Source organism: Mesoplasma tabanidae, assembly GCF_002804025.1.
GTDB classification, from domain to species: domain Bacteria; phylum Bacillota_I; class Bacilli_A; order Mycoplasmatales; family Mycoplasmataceae; genus Mesoplasma; species Mesoplasma tabanidae.
In genome coordinates this window covers 265,446-281,510 of sequence record NZ_CP024969.1, presented here as the reverse complement: position 1 = coordinate 281,510, position 16,065 = coordinate 265,446, and the positions used below count along the sequence as shown (strand labels likewise).

Genomic DNA, 16,065 nt, shown 5'->3' with positions numbered 1-16,065 from the left:
CTTTTTTAATACATTTTTTTACAAAAAAATGTAACCTAAGTTACATTACATTACTTTTTATGTTTATAAAACATTTTCCCATCAACGCTAATTATTCTTGGTGTTCATGTTTTGTGTTCAACTTTGTTTAATTCATCATTTATCTTAAATACTTTTGCATCTAGATCATCAAACATTGATAGCATAATAGCTTCAATGATAACAGGTTCAGTTGGTGAACCATATTCTTTTTTACCATGACTTGCAATAATCATATGTTGTAATAAAGTTAACGACTCATTAATATTTCCTTGATCATCTTTATATAAGTTTAGTTCTTCTGCTATTTTGTTAAGTTCTGTATTACCAATACTAATATGTCCAATGACTTTTCCTTGTAAACTATAATCAGTTCCAGTTGGATCAATAATTTCAATTACTTTACCAATATCATGTAGGATAGCACCACAAATTAATAATTCTCAATCGATTGAAGCATAAGCATAACTTGGTTTTAAAGCTAAAGCATTTTTAACTAGTGTAAAACTATGTCAAAATAATCCACCTTTAACATTATGATGAATTGACATTGCTGCTGGATAAGTTCAAAATTCTTTTTCATATTTTTTAATTAAACCAACTGTTAATTCACGATAAGTTTGATTTGTTAACCCTTCAAGAATAGTCATTAATTCTGCATAATTCTTTTCAATGTTTATTGGTGCTTCAATAAAAAAGTCTTTTGCCTCTAATCCATAGTTGTTTAAGTCAGTTTCGCTAAGAATACTATAATCATTTACTTTAAGCTGTAATACACCTCTAAATTCGTTTATAGCAGCATTCTTAAATAAAACAAAAGCATTTGGTTGCAATAATTGTTTATCATCATCTGTTACAGTTCATTTTCTAGCTTCTACTCTACCAGTTTTATCTGATAAATTTAAAATTAAATATGATGAACCATTAGTTGCTGTTGAAACAATAACTTTTTCAAGTCTAACAACTAGATCAGCTGATGACACTGTGTTATTTAATTCATTTATTTTTTTCATATGTAACTCCTTATTTATTATTTTACCTTATTTAGACCAATCAATTGGTTCTAAATTATTATTAAGTAAAATTGCGTTTATTTTTGAAAAAGGCTTTGTGTTTTTAAACCCTTTCAAATAACTAAAAGGTGATGGATGAGAAGAGCTAATTACATTATTTGTTTTAAACTCTAAATTTTCATAAACTTTTTTTGCATAGTTACCTCATAGACAATAAACCAAATTTGGATTGCTTTTATTTAAATTGCTTAAAATATCACTAACTATTTCTTGTCAACCTAATTTAGCATGACTTCCGGGATTATTTTCAATAACTGTTCAACAAGTATTTATTAATAAAACACCTTGTTTAACTCATCCACTTAAATCATTATTTTGATAATGTTTAACATTCAAATCATTATCTAACTCTTTAAAAATATTAATTAAACTTTTAGGAGTTTTGATTTCATTACTTGCACTAAATGCAATTCCATTTGCCTGTTTAGGATTATGATATGGATCTTGACCAATAATAACAACTTTAATTTCTTCTGGAGATATTAAATCAAATAACCTTAAACAATCTTTTCTTGATGGATAAATAATTTCTTTAGTTTCATAAGCACTATTCATTGTTTCAAGAATTCTTTTAAAAAGATTATTATTTGCTAACAAATTATTTCATTTACTATTCATTGCCTTCACCTATTTTTACAAAACTGCTTATTGCTTTAACAAATTTTCTTATTTCTTTTTCAGATTCATCAAATGAATAAAATTCTGATTTAGCAGTTTTATTTAGCTGATCTAAAATTCCTAAGTTACACTTCATCGGTTTTAATTTTTCATGTTTTGGATTTGTTATATAAAAGTTTAAAGCACCCAACATTGATCTTCTTGATGGCTGTTCTATTTTCATATTATTTAAATATGCTAAAACATTTATTGCTGTTAAAATTCCACTACTTGCAGATTCAATATAACCTTCAACACCGGTTATTTGCCCAGCAAAAAAAATGTTTTTATTTCTTTTAACTTGCAATGCTCTATTAAGCAATTTGGGTGAGTTGATGTAATAGTTTTTATGCATAACTCCATATCTAATAATATTTAAATTTTCAAGACCTGGTAATGTTTGTAATATTCTTTTTTGCTCAGGTCATTTAATATTTGTTTGAAAACCAACAAAATTATAAAGTGAATCAATTGCGTCATCTTGACGTAGCTGTATAACCGCAAACGGAGTTTCACCGTTTTGATCAGCTAAATTATTTGGTGATAAAGGACCATTTAATAAAACTTTTTTACTAGCCTTAGCTATTTGCTCAATTGGTTGACATCCTTTAAAATAGATTTCTTTTTCAAAAGATTTTAATTTAACTGTCTCAGCATTTTTTAACTCATCTACAAATGCGTTAAATTGTTCTTCATTAAGTGGTATACAAATATATTGGCCATCTTTACCTTCATTATGTCTGCTTGCTCAATATACCTTATTAAAATCAATACTATCTTTTGTGATGATAGGAGCAGAAGCATCTAAGAAGAATAATTTTTCATTTCCTGTCATTAATTCAATATTTTTACCTAATTTTTCTGTTGTTAAGGGCCCTGAAGCTATAATGGTTACTTTTGTGTAGTCAATTTCAAAAACTTCTTGTTCAATTAAGGTTATATTTTCATGATTTTTAATTTTCTCAGTAATATATTTACTAAAACCAAATCGATCAACACTTAAAGCGTCATCACCGGGAATTTCATTTTCTAGTGCTGCCTGTAAAACTAATGAGTTTAACAATCTCATTTCATTTTTTAAAATTCCAGCTGCATTTTTTTTAGATTTACTTCTTAAAGTATTTGAGCAAACAAGTTCTGCAAGGTCATTAGTTTTTTGAATATCATTTTTTATTAAAGATTTGACTTCAAATAAATTGACTTTCACTCCATTATTAGCTAATAGATAAGCAGCTTCACAACCTGCCAATCCTGCTCCTATAATATTTACTTCTTTTTGCATCATATACCTCTTACTTCTATATAAAATTATAAGTTAAAACAAGAAAAAAACCATCTTTAAGATGGTTTAATTAGTTTATTATCAAACTTTAGTTCTTTCTTCTTTTGGTTTATACATACCATCACCAGGTTTAGTTTCATAAACTTCGTGGAATTCATTTATATTTACCAATACACCATTACATCTGAATTCTTCAGGCGAATGAGGATCAACCAGTAATCTTGTGTTTTTTTGCTCATCTGTTGCTTTTCTTCTTCATACTAAAGCATAGTTTGTAAAGAAATCTTTTAAGTTTTCCGGACTTTGTGCTTTGCATATATCTAAAGCAGCAGCAACTCCGCTTAAATCACCAATATTTTCACCAAGTGTTAATTTACCATTAACATTAGAACCATTAATTTGATATTCATTATACTGATCAACTACTCTTTGAGTTCTTAACTTATATTGCTCATTGTCTGTTTCAGTTCATCAATTTTTGAAGTTTCCATCTTTATCAAATTTACTTCCTTCATCATCAAAACCATGACTTACTTCGTGACCAATAACAGCACCAATTCCACCAAGGTTTGCAGCATGTGATTGATTTACATCATAAAATGGTTTTTGCAAAATTCCTGCAGGGAAACAAATTTCATTTGACGTTGGATTATAATAAGCATTAACTGTTTGAGCATTCATATATCATTTTGTTTTATCAACTGGTAAATTGATTTCTTTTAATTCTTTGTTAATGTAGTGTTTTGCTAAGCTTTGCATGCTATCAAATAAACTTCCGCCTTCTTCATAACTAAGAATTTGAACATCACTTAAATCTTCTCATTTATCTGGGTAACCAATTTTAATAGTAAAAGACTTTAATTTTTCAATCGCTTTAATTTTTGTTTCTTCTGACATTCAATCTAATGCATTAATTCTATTTTCATAAACTTTTAATAAATCATTAACCATTTTTAAAACATCTTTTTTTGCATCTTCTGAAAAATGACGTTTTACATATTCTTTTGAAATTAATTCTCCAAGTGTGCCATCAACAAATTCAACAACTCTATCTTCGATAGGTTTCATTTTCTTAACACCACTAAATACTGATCCATATTTAAATGCATTTTCATACAAATCAATTGTTAACATTTTAGAATAAGAACTAGTTAATTTATATATCATAATATCTTTTAAATCATCTAAACTAATTTCATTAATCATTTCGTTTAGTTTTTCAAAATATTTAGGTTCAATCAATATAATTTTTTTTGCCTTATCATATCCTGTTTGATTTAGATATGCTGTTCAGTCAATAATTGGACATATAGTATTTAAATCTTGAATGGTTACAACATTATAAATGTTTTCTGGTTCACGTAATTCTTCCTGTTTAAACATAGATTTTGAAATTTTTTCTTCAAAGTTATAAATCAAAGTAAAAATATCTGAAGTCTTTAATTCTACTTTTGAAAGTTTAACTAAATTTTCAATGTAGTTTTTATAAGCATTCTTAATTTCTTCATGTCTTGGGTGAGTTGTTTCATAAAAATCTCTATCAGACATTCCTAATCCCATAGAATCAATCATTAATGCCCTTAGATTACTATCTTTAAAATCTGAATCAACTCCTTTTGAATGGAATAAAGAAATTCCTCAACCCTTAAATAATTCAATAAATAAAGTTGTTAATTGACTTTTATTAGCTAATTCTTTTATTTTAATTAAGATTGGCTTAATTTGATCAATTCCCTGCTCATTTCTTGCTTGATTATTCAAATAGTTTGATCTCAAGTTAGCAATCATTTGACTTTCTCTATCTAAGTTCTTTGCACTAACAAGTTCATTAATTATTGCTTTGATATCATCTGTTGATTTTTTTTGTAGCATTTCAAAACTACCTCATGATGCATATCCATCTGGTAATTGGTTATTATCTATTCATTCTTTGTTTACTGAATCATAGAAATTATCTTGTGGTCTAATTTTTGTCATATAAACTCTCCTTTTATTAGTTATTATTTTATAATAAAAAAACGTCAATTAAGACGTCAAAAATTATTTATTTTTAATAATTTTAAAAAATCAATTACTTAAGCATAATAGCAACATAAGTAATAGAACCACAAAAATTTCAATAATTCAGTATATAACATTAGATAAAGCTGCTTTATCATTTCAAATTAATGACATTAAAACTGTTGTAGTAAATGCTAATATTACATAAAGAAATCAAATTATAATAAATTGTAAGATATTTCTGACAAAAACTTTTTTTCTTGTGAAACCTAGTTGTCTTAGCACTAAATTTTCTTTTTCAAGACTTCTTAAATACATTAAAAAACCGTTTATGATAATTATAAATGTAAAACTCACAAACACAATGTTTAAGTATGCTCCTAAAAATATCAAACCATTTAAATATTGAGTATTAGAATTTATTTCATAACTTTGAACACCCATTTTGCCTATTACGTTAATTGAAAAATTTAAAAAAATCATTGAGTTAACAAGCATTAAAATAATTTTAGTTATTAGAGATGCATTATATTGCATATTTTTTATTGAACTAGAAAAAACAAAAGAACCTGAAAAAACTTGAAATAGCATTTTACAAATCACTGTTATCATAATTTCTAATAAGAAATGTAGCCCTATAATAAAGAATATTCCTCCAAATAAATATAGAACTTCAGTATTATTAAATACAATTAGTAGAAAATACGAAATTATAAACATAAATCCTAAAATAATTTTAATAATTTGATTTTTAATCATTTTCTTTTTATTATCTTTGTTGCTTACTTCAATTCTTTGGTATTTTTTTGTTGATGCATAAATAATTGCATACAAAGTTACTAAACTTATTAAAAGTACTAAAGTTATATTTAAAAATGTATAGTTTATTGAAAAACCTTGTTGAAGTATAGCTTTTTTAATTAAATTTGCTACAAGCAATTTATTTAAGACTATTGAAGAACAAAATCCTAAAATAAAACTTGGAACCATTATGATTAGTTGCTCATGCAATAAATTCTTAAATAAATTTTTAAAAGACAATCCAATCAATCTTCTATTTATTAGATCTTTTTCTCTAACATTAAAATTTATACTTATTATTAATGTAGTCATTGATATTGAAATTAGTAGCAATAACCCAAAAAGGATAATAAAAATTAAAGACATGTTAGAATCCTTATCAAAATGTTTAAGCGAAGAAATAAATAAAAATAAAGATGAATTAGTAAAAACTGATGATAAAAATAATGTTATGAATATTGGAATGTTATAGCTTTTATAAAACTTTAATTGCTTAAATATTTCACTATTATTCATTTTCAATAAGTAATTTTTTTTCTAATTTAGCGATTGTTATTTCTTCAGTTTTAATTTCTTCTGTTATTCTTCCGTTACTCATAAAAATAATCTTTTCTGTTTCAAGTCCAACTTGTGGTGAATGGGTAACGATAATTAAAGTTTTTCCCATTTTTTTACTATTAACTATTAATTCTTCTAATACCTTTTTAGTATTGATTAAGTCAAGAGCTCCTGTTGGTTCATCTGCTAATATTATTTTTGAATTTCCAAGTAATGCTCTTGCAATTGCTACACGTTGCTTTTGTCCACCTGACAGTTTAGACACAATAACCTTTTCTTTTTCAATTAATCCAAGTTCTTTTAGTAAATTTAGATATTTTTCTTCGTTAATTATGTTTTTATTATTTTTCTCAACAAATTTTATATTTTGTTCAACTGTTAAATATTCAATTAATTTATAATCTTGATAAATGTATGATATTTGTTTTGATCTAAATTTTGTTAATTTAGGTTCATTCAATTCTGATATATTAGTGCCATCAATTATGACGCTTCCTTCTGATGGTTTTTCAATACCTGATAAAATGTTTAAAAGAGTTGATTTACCTACTCCGCTATTACCCATAATTGAAATACATTCATTTTCAAAAATGCTTATATTTATTTCTTGTAAAATATTTGTTTTTTTTATGTTGTTTATTTTAATTAATTCTTTCATGAGAATCCTCCTATTTTTTTTTTTTTTTTATTAAAATAGGATATTTTAAATAGATGAAATATCTTGTCTATATCAAATTATTTTTTTAAGAACAATTAATTTTTCTCAGAAACACCAGTATATTAATGTTTTTAATAACTGATGCAAAAAAACATATAAACTGAAGTTATTTTCTTCATTTAAAGTAGTTATATTTATAAACGGTTTAAAATTAAATGTTATTATTAGTGAACAAAATATTATTAATGATAATTTAAAGTTTAATAAGATACTATTATTTTTTAATAAAATAAACGAAATTATAATTGCAAAAAAGAAAATAAATAAAGTTCAAAGAAAGAAAAGAATAAAGAATATTCCTATGAATTTAGGCTTAATTTTAATTTCTTTAAAAACTTTAAAAATTGAATAAAAAAGTGAGGATACTACAATTAAAGGTACTAAAAATCCTAATTGTGGTAAAAAAAACGAAACTGTAAAATACAAAACTAATATTTTAAAAAAATTATTGCTTATTAATTTGTTCATTTTTTTCTCCTTTTTTATTAGTTATTATTTTATAACAAAAAAATCACTTTTTAAAAGTGATTTGTTTTATTTTTTTAATTGCTCAACTTTATCTAATTGTTCTCATGTTAATTCATCTTTTCCAAAATGTCCATAAGTTGCTGTTTTCAAGAATGTTGGTTTTCTTAAATCTAATTTTTTAATAATTTCATTAACTGAAAAATTAAAATTATCATTTAATGCTTTTGTGATAATTTCTTTGTCTACTTTTTCTGTCCCAAATGTTTCAATAAAAATTGAAACTGGCTCTGGTTTACCAATAGCGTATGAAACTTGAATTTCGATTTTATCAGCCAAACCAGCAGCAACTAAGTTTTTAGCAGCATATCTCGCCATATAAGCAGCACTTCTATCAACTTTTGTTGCATCTTTTCCTGAAAAAGCCCCTCCTCCATGACGTGAGTAGCCTCCATATGTATCAACAATAATTTTTCTTCCTGTTAACCCAGTATCTCCTTGAGGTCCACCAATAACAAATCTACCTGTTGGATTGATTAGCACTTTAAAATCAGTGTTTAATTTAAACTCTTTAGCAACAACATCCATGATTTCTGTTTTTATAAAGTTTTTAAATTTTTCTTCAATCATTTCATCATCGTGTTGAATTGACATCAAGATTGTATCAATTTTGGGATTTGAGTCATCAGTGTAATCAATTGTTACTTGAGACTTCATGTCAGGTCTTGCTCATTTGAATTTTCCTTCTTTTCTTAACTTAGAAGCTAAATAAACTAACTCATGCGAAATAGTAATAGCTAATGGTAAGAAAGTTTTAGATTCATTTGTAGCATATCCAAACATAATTCCTTGGTCACCGGCTCCAATTACTTCAGTATCTAAATCGATTCCTAAGGCAATATCAGCTGATTGTTGTTCAATTTTGATATCAATTTCACAAGTGTCAGCATTGATACCATAAGCATCGTTGTTGTATCCAATTTTTCTTAATACATCACGTGCAATTTCTTCATAATCAACAGTAGCAATTGTTGTAATCTGTCCGCCAATTAATAAATAGTTTGTGGTAGCAAATGTTTCGCAGGCTACCTTAGCGTTTGGGTCTTGTTTCAGTACTTCATCCAATATCGCATCAGATATCTGATCACATATTTTGTCTGGATGTCCTTCTGAAACACTTTCGCTAGTAAATAATTTTCTCATTTTTCCATTTTTCCCTTCTGCGATATCAATATAAATTATACTAAATTCGTTTTAAAATCTGAAACAAAAAAAGCAATTAATTTGCTTTTAAATACTTATTCTTTTAATGCTTGTAGCTTTATTAGATTTTTCGTCAATTTCAATGATTACACCATTCAACTTTGCTTTTCCTTTTGCTGGTTGGAAACGTCTAACTAAACCTGTTTTTTGTTTGTAAATAGCATCATATGCTTCAATTCCAATTACTGAATCAATTACACCACTCATACCTAAATCTGTGATAAATGCAGTTCCATTCGGTAATATTCTTTCATCAGCTGTTTGAACATGAGTATGTGTTCCAACAAAGCCAGTAATAATTCCATCATAGTTTAAAGCAAATGCAATTTTTTCAGCTGTTGTTTCAGCATGAAAGTCAACTAACAAGATATCATAATCTAAATCTAATGATAAAAAATCGTCCATAGTTTCATAAACACTATTTGAGGGATCCATAAAATTGTTACCGATTAAATTTAAAACACATATTTTTTTGTTATTTTTTTCAATAATAACAAAGCCATTACCTGGTGTTTTATACATGTTTAAAGGTTTTAAAAGATCAGGTTTACTATCAATGTATTCAAGTACTTCTGGATTTTTAAAAATGTGATTACCACTTGTAATAACATCTACATGATTATTTTTATAAAAATGATAATGTTCTTTAGAAATTGATTTACCATGAGTTGTATTTTCTCCATTTACAACAACAAAATCAATTTGGTTATCATCAATTAAGTTTTCAATATTTTTTTGAAAGATTTCTCTGCCAGGTTTGGCAAATATATCTCCTATCATAAGTACTTTCATTAGATAACCTCTTTTATTTCTTTTATAATTTTTAAAACTTCTTCAACATTAGATTCTTTATGTTCTTCAATAATTTTTTCAATTTTTGTTTTTTTACTATTTATTGCTAACTTATCTTCTAAATCATTTAGTGACTTAATAATTTTATTAATAGCATCATGCGCTGCTGCTTTAGATATTCCTAATTGATCAGCAATTTCTTGAAAACTTAAATCTTCTTCAAAATATAATTCAAAATATTCAATTTGTTTTTGAGTTAGCATGTTTTTATACAAATAAAATAGTGAAGAAAGTTCTAAAGTTTTTTCTAATGTTATTTTACTCATTATCTTCTTCTCTATCTTCCATAAAACCAACTACTAAACTATAAACGTACTGATCAACATCAAATTTTTCAATATCATCAACTTGTTCTCCAACTCCAACTAATTTAACTGGTATGTTTAATTGGTCTTTAATTGATAATGCTATTCCACCTTTACTTGTTCCATCCATTTTTGTTAGAACAATACCTGTTACATTTGCAACTTCATTAAATTCTTGTGCTTGCATAACTCCATTTTGACCTGTTGTAGCATCAATAACTAGTAGTAGTTCATGCGGAGCCTTTTTTTCAAACTTATGAACTATTTGATGCATTTTTTCTAACTCTTTCATTAAATTAACTTTATTTTGCAGTCTACCAGCTGTATCTATTAGTAATAAATCATAATTTTCTGCTTTTGCTTTTTCTAATGCATCAAATACTACACTTGCAGGATCTTGATTTTGTTTTTTTCCTTTAACTAAATCAACTTTATTATCAAGTCTTTTATCAACTCATTCTTCTAATTGTTCAATTGCTCCTGCTCTAAATGTATCAGCTGCTGCTATAAGAACTTTTTTATTTTGCTCAGCATAATAATTTGCTATCTTTGATAAGGAAGTTGTTTTACCAGTTCCGTTTACACCAATAACCATAAAAACATTTAATCTGCCTTCTTCAAAATTTAACTCTTCAACTTTTTTAGAACCATCAGTATAAATGTCATATATTTCTTCAGCTAGGATTTCTCTAAACTGATTTGCTTCAGATGTATTTTTAACTTTTCTTCTTATATTATTTGAAATTTTTAGGACCATTTTCATTCCCATGTCTGTTTTAATTAAAACTTCTTCAAGTTCATCAAAAAAATCATCATCCATTTTTTTGTATTTTTTAGATAGTTTTTTAATGTCTTTTGAAAAATCTAAAGCTGATTTTGCAATCGCTTTTTCTGCTTTTTCTTTTTTAGCTTTTTGTTTTTGTTTTTTAGCTATTTCTTTTTCTGTTGGTTGTTTTTTTTCAATAACAATTTCTGATTTAACAACTTTTTCTTCACTAACTTGTTTATCTGATTGATTTCCTGATATTTTTTCTTTTAACTTATTTCAAAAACCCATACTATACCTCTATCTACTATTTATTATTTTATCAAATTATAATAAAATAAAAAAATTCTGTTTCAACAGAATTTAATTTATTACATCATTGTTTTTAAATTGTCATATATTTCTGAAGTTTCTTCAAATCTTCCTGTTCTAATAAACGAAACAATTTCTTGAACTGTTAATAAATGATCTCCAGCTCTTTCTAAATTTTTTGCTTGTTTCATAGCTTCTGAAATTTCTAATACTTCTTCATTAGTTTCAGCTTTCTTAAGTGCTTTTACTAAATATGAATATAACTCTTCAAACTCCTTATTAATTTGAGATTCAAGTTCCACAACTTTATTAACTAAGTTAGTATCAAAATTTGAAAATAATTCTGAAAAACTATCTAACATATCAATAACTAATTGAAAAAGATTAAGTATTAATGTCGTATATTTTTTTGTTGGTTTAAATTTTGAAAAGAAAATACATATTTTCTTAGAGTAGTCAGCTATTATTTCAATTTCCCTTGCTAATAAAATTCCTCCAACTGCTAGTCTTAAATCACGAGCTACTAATTGTTGTTTAGCAATTTTCCAAAGAGCAGTTGATGTAAATTCGTTTAACTTATCATTAATAATTTTATCGTGCTCAACAATCAACGCTGCACCTTCGACATTATTTTTTGTAATAACCTCAAATGTTTCAGCAAATTGAACTTTAGTTTCACTTATCATATCTTCAAGCATGTTTCTTAGTTGTTTAATATCGTTATCTAAAATTTTATTTAATGACATATGCTAATCACCATACCTTCCTGAAATATAATCTTCTGTTCTTGAATCTTTTGGACTAATAAATATTTTCTTAGTTGTATTATACTCTATTAACTCACCTTTTAAGAAATATGCAGTCATGTCACTTATTCTTGTTGCTTGTTGCAATGAGTGAGTAACCATTACAATAGTATATTCTTTTTTAAGTTCTAAAACTAGTTCTTCAACTTTTAATGTTGCAATAGGATCTAAAGCTGATGTTGGTTCATCCATCAATAAAATTTTTGGATGCATTGCAATGGCTCTAGCAATACATAGCCTTTGTTGTTGTCCACCTGAAAGACCAAGCGCTGGTGTCTCAAGCTTGTCTTTAACTTCTTCTCATAGTGCTGCTTTTCTTAATGAATCTTCACAAATTTGATCTAAAACCTTTTTACTTTTAACACCTTGAGTTTTAGGACCATAAATTACATTTTCATAAATAGACAAAGGAAATGGATTAGCTTTTTGAAATACCATACCAACTTCAGTTCTCAATTTTGAAACGTCTGTTCCTTGTTTATATATCTCTTCGTCAAAAACTTGAATAGAACCTTCGATGCTTGAACCACTAATTAAATCATTCATTCTGTTAATTGATCTTAAAAGTGTAGATTTACCACATCCTGATGGACCTATAAAAGTTGTAATTGAGTTTTCCTTAATATCCATATTTATATCAAATAAAGCTTGCTTTTTGCCTTTATAAAAGAAGTTAAAATCAGATACTTTAATAACATCTGCTCTTTTTGATAAAGCAGGAAGCTTAGCGGGTTTATCTTCTTTTGTATTTTTATTTAAATCTAAACCTTTTATAGTTTCATCTCTTTTATTTATACTACTCATGATCTATAACTCCTTTTTTTAATTTTCTATACTCTTTTTTTCGTTTTATTCATGCTTTATTTTTTGTTGAAACTTCTTTAAAGAAAGTTACTTGAATTTCACCTTTTCTAATTTTACTTTGCAACTTCATTCATTTAAATTTAAACGACGGTTTTAACTTTTTAATTCTAGCCTTTGTTTTAACTTTAAATTCTTTACGCTTGATTTTAGATTTAGCCTTTAAGTCTTTTGATTTTTGCACAAGTAATGATGAAAGTCTTCCTGAAGTAAAATTTAATCCAATAATTAAAATAATTGTAATTAATGCCATTAAGTAAATTGTTCCTTGACCATGTCCTGGAATTCCTTCTGCTACCATCATATAAATCCCTGTTGTTAGAGTTGTTCCTTGTGACAAGAACCCTTGCGTAGGCATTTGAATATCAGTTCCTAATGTTAAATAAATTGGTGCTGATTCGCCTATTATTTTAGCCATTGCTAAAATTATTCCTGTAATAATACCCTCCATTGCATTAGGTAATATTATTTTAAATAAAGTTTGTATTTTTGTTAAACCCAAAGCTGAACCTGCTTCACGATATTGATGTGGCACTTGTTGTAGTGCATCCTCAAAGTTAGAAATCAACATCGGCAAAACAACTATTGTCATAGTTAACCCGGCTGCTAGTATACTGAATGGCAACCCTAATAAAACAATGAATATTGATAATCCAAATATACCAAAAACAATAGATGGTGTTGATGCTAGCAAGTTAATTGAAAATCTAAAAGCTTTTGTTAACATTGAAGTTTTTCTTGCATACTCATTTAAATAAATGGCAGCTGCTAAAGCAAAAGGGATTGCAAAAATTAAAGTACATATAACTAACAAAATAGTTGTAAATAATGCTGCAAATATTCCTCCACCTGTTCTATTTTCTATATCCATATGGATAAATGCTATTGGATCTGATAATCCTATCAACCCTTTAATAAGCACATCACCTAAAATTCAAAAAGTAAAAGATATAATAATCGCTGTACATATTCACATCAATACTAACATTATTGCTGAATATGTCTTTTTAAAGAATTTATTTTCAGTTCTATTATGAACCATCATTCCTAACATTTTTTTATCATAAACATATTTAGGAGTTTTAACTTTTCTCGCTAAATTACTGTTTAATTTTTCTTCTCTTTTAATTCTTCTTGAGTATTTAATATTATCTACGTTTGACATAAACAAAATAACAATATTAATAATGAACACTAGTAAAAATAGAATCAAACCAATTGCATATAGAGCTGATTGATGAGTAGATCCACTATTTTCAGTCATTTCAAGACCAATTGTTGCTGCTAAAGTTCTAATTGATGAGAATAAGAAACCACTAATTCCACTATTTGTTATAAAACCACCAGTTGAGTTTCCTGCAATCATCATAATTGCCATTGTTTCACCAATAACTCTTGCCATACCTAGAATAATCGCTGAAATAATTTTTGCTGAAGCTGATTTTCTAATAATCTTAAATGTTGTTTTTTCTTTAGAAATACCTAATCCTAAACTTCCTAGTCTATATCCTTCTGGAACAGATTGCACAGCATTATAACTTAAACTTATCATTGTTGGGGCTGCCATAAATGTCATTGTCATAGCAGCAACCATTAAGTTATCATTATTAGGGGCTCCCATTAATTGAAATAATGCTCCAATTTGATCTCTAGCAAATAAACCAAAAACAACTGAGGGAACACTCGCTAATAATTTAATAACTGTAAGCACTTTTTTTTGCATGCTCAATGATAAATATTCAGAAATAAATAATGTTGAAAATATTGTTAAAGGGATAGCAAATAACATTGATATTGCTAAAAGCATTAGTGTCATTAAAATAATTAAACCTATCCCATATTTAGCAGTTGACTCACCATTTTTACCTGGTTTTCAGTTTGCACCAGTTATAAAATTTCAAAATCCTGTCTCTTTAAAAACATCAGTTGATTTTATAATAACAAAGGTAACTAAAATTAATAAAATTAATAAAACAGTAAATGTAAGCGAATATACAATAGTTTTAAAAAGCTTTGCATTAAAATTTTCTTTTGGTTTAAAAATTTTAGCTTTAAATTGAGTTTCATTATTTTGTTTTTTCAGAATCATAAAACTCCTTTCTATTAAATTTAAATTATTTTTACTTTAGCACAACTTGTGACAATCCTAAAGATGAATAGAATTTTTCTACTTCTTTACTTGTTGCCATTCAGAACAAGAAATTAACAATTTGGTGTAACTTTTCTTCATTATCCGTGTTGTATTTAAATATTGCTATAAAGGGCCTTGTTAAGGGGTAAGTGGATAAATCTTGGTTTGGATCTTTACTACTTGGATCTCAAATATTATCATTTTGAGTTATTTTTACAGATTTAACATTTTTAGAATCCGATGCACCATATAACATTGACACAAATCCTATAGATCCCGGAGATTTTTCAATCTGTCCATATATTGTTCCATTTGCTCCATATTCTTTTACTGCATTGCCTGGTTCAATACCAGTTAAATTATTAAAAGATGACCTTGTACCTGAACCGCTTGTTGATGAATAAGGAGTTACTTTTACTTTATTTGAAACTAAAGAATTTGCTAATGCAATATTTTTATCTATTACAGTTTTGTCTTCTCCAGAAAATAAGGTTGCAATCATTACAGCTAAATCATTTCATGTAATTAAATTGTTTTGAGAATCTGGTGAATAAATTGCTTTAAGAATTTGATGACTTGCATTAGTTCTTGAATTTTCTTTATCTTCTTTTATATTCCCTTCTTCATTAACTTCAAAAGCAAAATACTTTAATTCTGATTGTTCTAAAAATTTATCAAACCCAGTACCTTTGTCATTATAAACAAAGACAATGGAATCATCTGCAAATTCTATTGAGCGATAGGTATCTTCAATTCCTTCTTGTTTTTGAAGTTGTTCTCAATATCAGTCTTTATTATTAATATCCTCATCCTTTAGTTCTTTAAATAAGGCCTCATTTTCATTAATAGGCATTTCAAAACCTTTTTTTTCATCTCAATCAGTTGGGCTAACTTTCTTTGAAATAAACCCTATTTCGTATACGCCTTCTTGAACATTGGTAACCCCAGCTCCTGAACCTGTTGCTGAATAAACAAATTTTTTACCATCTTCAGTTTTATATTTATCAGTAAGTTTTTTTAATAACGGTTGAACACTGGCACTACCACCAATGCTTATTGAATTGTTTGGCGCCACTAAAGTCCATGATCATAGACCTATGATAGTTCCAACAACTATAACCATTACTAAAAAGAATTTCTTATTCATGTTTTTCTCCTATTTAGAAATAATTAATATTATTATACCAATTTTAGTT

Annotated in this window: 15 protein-coding genes; all 15 read right to left on the bottom strand. The window is 26.6% G+C overall.

The window, feature by feature from the left end; translation table 4 throughout:
- Window positions 1-50 precede the first annotated feature (50 nt).
- The gene (locus MTABA_RS01350) at window positions 51-1,031 is read right to left on the bottom strand and encodes a 3'-5' exoribonuclease YhaM family protein (protein ID WP_100679408.1); all 981 of its coding nucleotides are present in this window, start codon (window positions 1,029-1,031) and stop codon (window positions 51-53) included.
- A 27-nt stretch (window positions 1,032-1,058) separates the two neighbouring features.
- The gene (locus MTABA_RS01345) at window positions 1,059-1,709 is read right to left on the bottom strand and encodes a uracil-DNA glycosylase (protein WP_100679407.1); all 651 of its coding nucleotides are present in this window, start codon (window positions 1,707-1,709) and stop codon (window positions 1,059-1,061) included.
- The gene (gene trmFO / locus MTABA_RS01340; RefSeq protein WP_100679406.1) at window positions 1,702-3,030 is read right to left on the bottom strand and encodes a methylenetetrahydrofolate--tRNA-(uracil(54)-C(5))-methyltransferase (FADH(2)-oxidizing) TrmFO; all 1,329 of its coding nucleotides are present in this window, start codon (window positions 3,028-3,030) and stop codon (window positions 1,702-1,704) included. The genes MTABA_RS01345 and trmFO overlap by 8 nt, the downstream gene beginning before the upstream one ends.
- Before the next feature lie 78 nt (window positions 3,031-3,108).
- Entirely contained in the window at window positions 3,109-5,007 is a 1,899-nt protein-coding gene (locus MTABA_RS01335) for a M13 family metallopeptidase (RefSeq protein ID WP_100679405.1), read from the bottom strand.
- A gap of 63 nt (window positions 5,008-5,070) precedes the next feature.
- The gene (locus MTABA_RS01330; RefSeq protein ID WP_157799981.1) at window positions 5,071-6,198 is read right to left on the bottom strand and encodes an FtsX-like permease family protein; all 1,128 of its coding nucleotides are present in this window, start codon (window positions 6,196-6,198) and stop codon (window positions 5,071-5,073) included.
- A gap of 142 nt (window positions 6,199-6,340) precedes the next feature.
- Entirely contained in the window at window positions 6,341-7,048 is a 708-nt protein-coding gene (locus MTABA_RS01325; protein WP_100679403.1) for an ABC transporter ATP-binding protein, read from the bottom strand.
- Window positions 7,049-7,093: 45 nt separating this feature from the next.
- Window positions 7,094-7,576 (bottom strand): hypothetical protein, encoded by a 483-nt coding sequence (locus MTABA_RS01320; RefSeq protein ID WP_100679402.1) that lies wholly within the window; start codon window positions 7,574-7,576, stop codon window positions 7,094-7,096.
- Window positions 7,577-7,642: 66 nt separating this feature from the next.
- Window positions 7,643-8,776 (bottom strand): methionine adenosyltransferase, encoded by a 1,134-nt coding sequence (gene metK / locus MTABA_RS01315; protein ID WP_100679401.1) that lies wholly within the window; start codon window positions 8,774-8,776, stop codon window positions 7,643-7,645.
- Between the two features lie 87 nt (window positions 8,777-8,863).
- Window positions 8,864-9,628 (bottom strand): TIGR00282 family metallophosphoesterase, encoded by a 765-nt coding sequence (locus MTABA_RS01310; protein ID WP_100679400.1) that lies wholly within the window; start codon window positions 9,626-9,628, stop codon window positions 8,864-8,866.
- Window positions 9,628-9,954, bottom strand: a complete 327-nt coding sequence (locus tag MTABA_RS01305) for a sigma factor-like helix-turn-helix DNA-binding protein (RefSeq protein ID WP_100679399.1) — start codon at window positions 9,952-9,954, stop codon at window positions 9,628-9,630. Before MTABA_RS01305 ends, MTABA_RS01310 begins: the two co-directional genes overlap by 1 nt.
- Window positions 9,947-11,050 carry a signal recognition particle-docking protein FtsY gene (ftsY, locus tag MTABA_RS01300; protein WP_100679398.1) on the bottom strand — a complete coding sequence of 368 codons (1,104 nt, stop codon included), beginning with the start codon at window positions 11,048-11,050 and terminating at the stop codon, window positions 9,947-9,949. The genes MTABA_RS01305 and ftsY overlap by 8 nt, the downstream gene beginning before the upstream one ends.
- Window positions 11,051-11,130: 80 nt before the next feature.
- Window positions 11,131-11,817 carry a phosphate signaling complex protein PhoU gene (gene phoU, locus MTABA_RS01295; RefSeq protein WP_100679397.1) on the bottom strand — a complete coding sequence of 229 codons (687 nt, stop codon included), beginning with the start codon at window positions 11,815-11,817 and terminating at the stop codon, window positions 11,131-11,133.
- Between the two features lie 3 nt (window positions 11,818-11,820).
- On the bottom strand, window positions 11,821-12,681 hold the full coding sequence (gene pstB, locus MTABA_RS01290) for a phosphate ABC transporter ATP-binding protein PstB (RefSeq protein WP_100679396.1): 861 nt from the start codon (window positions 12,679-12,681) through the stop codon (window positions 11,821-11,823).
- Window positions 12,674-14,827: a phosphate ABC transporter permease PstA gene (gene pstA / locus MTABA_RS01285; protein ID WP_100679395.1), complete on the bottom strand. Its 2,154-nt coding sequence runs from the start codon at window positions 14,825-14,827 to the stop codon at window positions 12,674-12,676. The genes pstB and pstA overlap by 8 nt, the downstream gene beginning before the upstream one ends.
- Window positions 14,828-14,858: 31 nt before the next feature.
- Window positions 14,859-16,016: a phosphate ABC transporter substrate-binding protein gene (gene ptsS, locus MTABA_RS01280; RefSeq protein WP_100679394.1), complete on the bottom strand. Its 1,158-nt coding sequence runs from the start codon at window positions 16,014-16,016 to the stop codon at window positions 14,859-14,861.
- Between the last annotated feature and the right edge of the window lie 49 nt (window positions 16,017-16,065).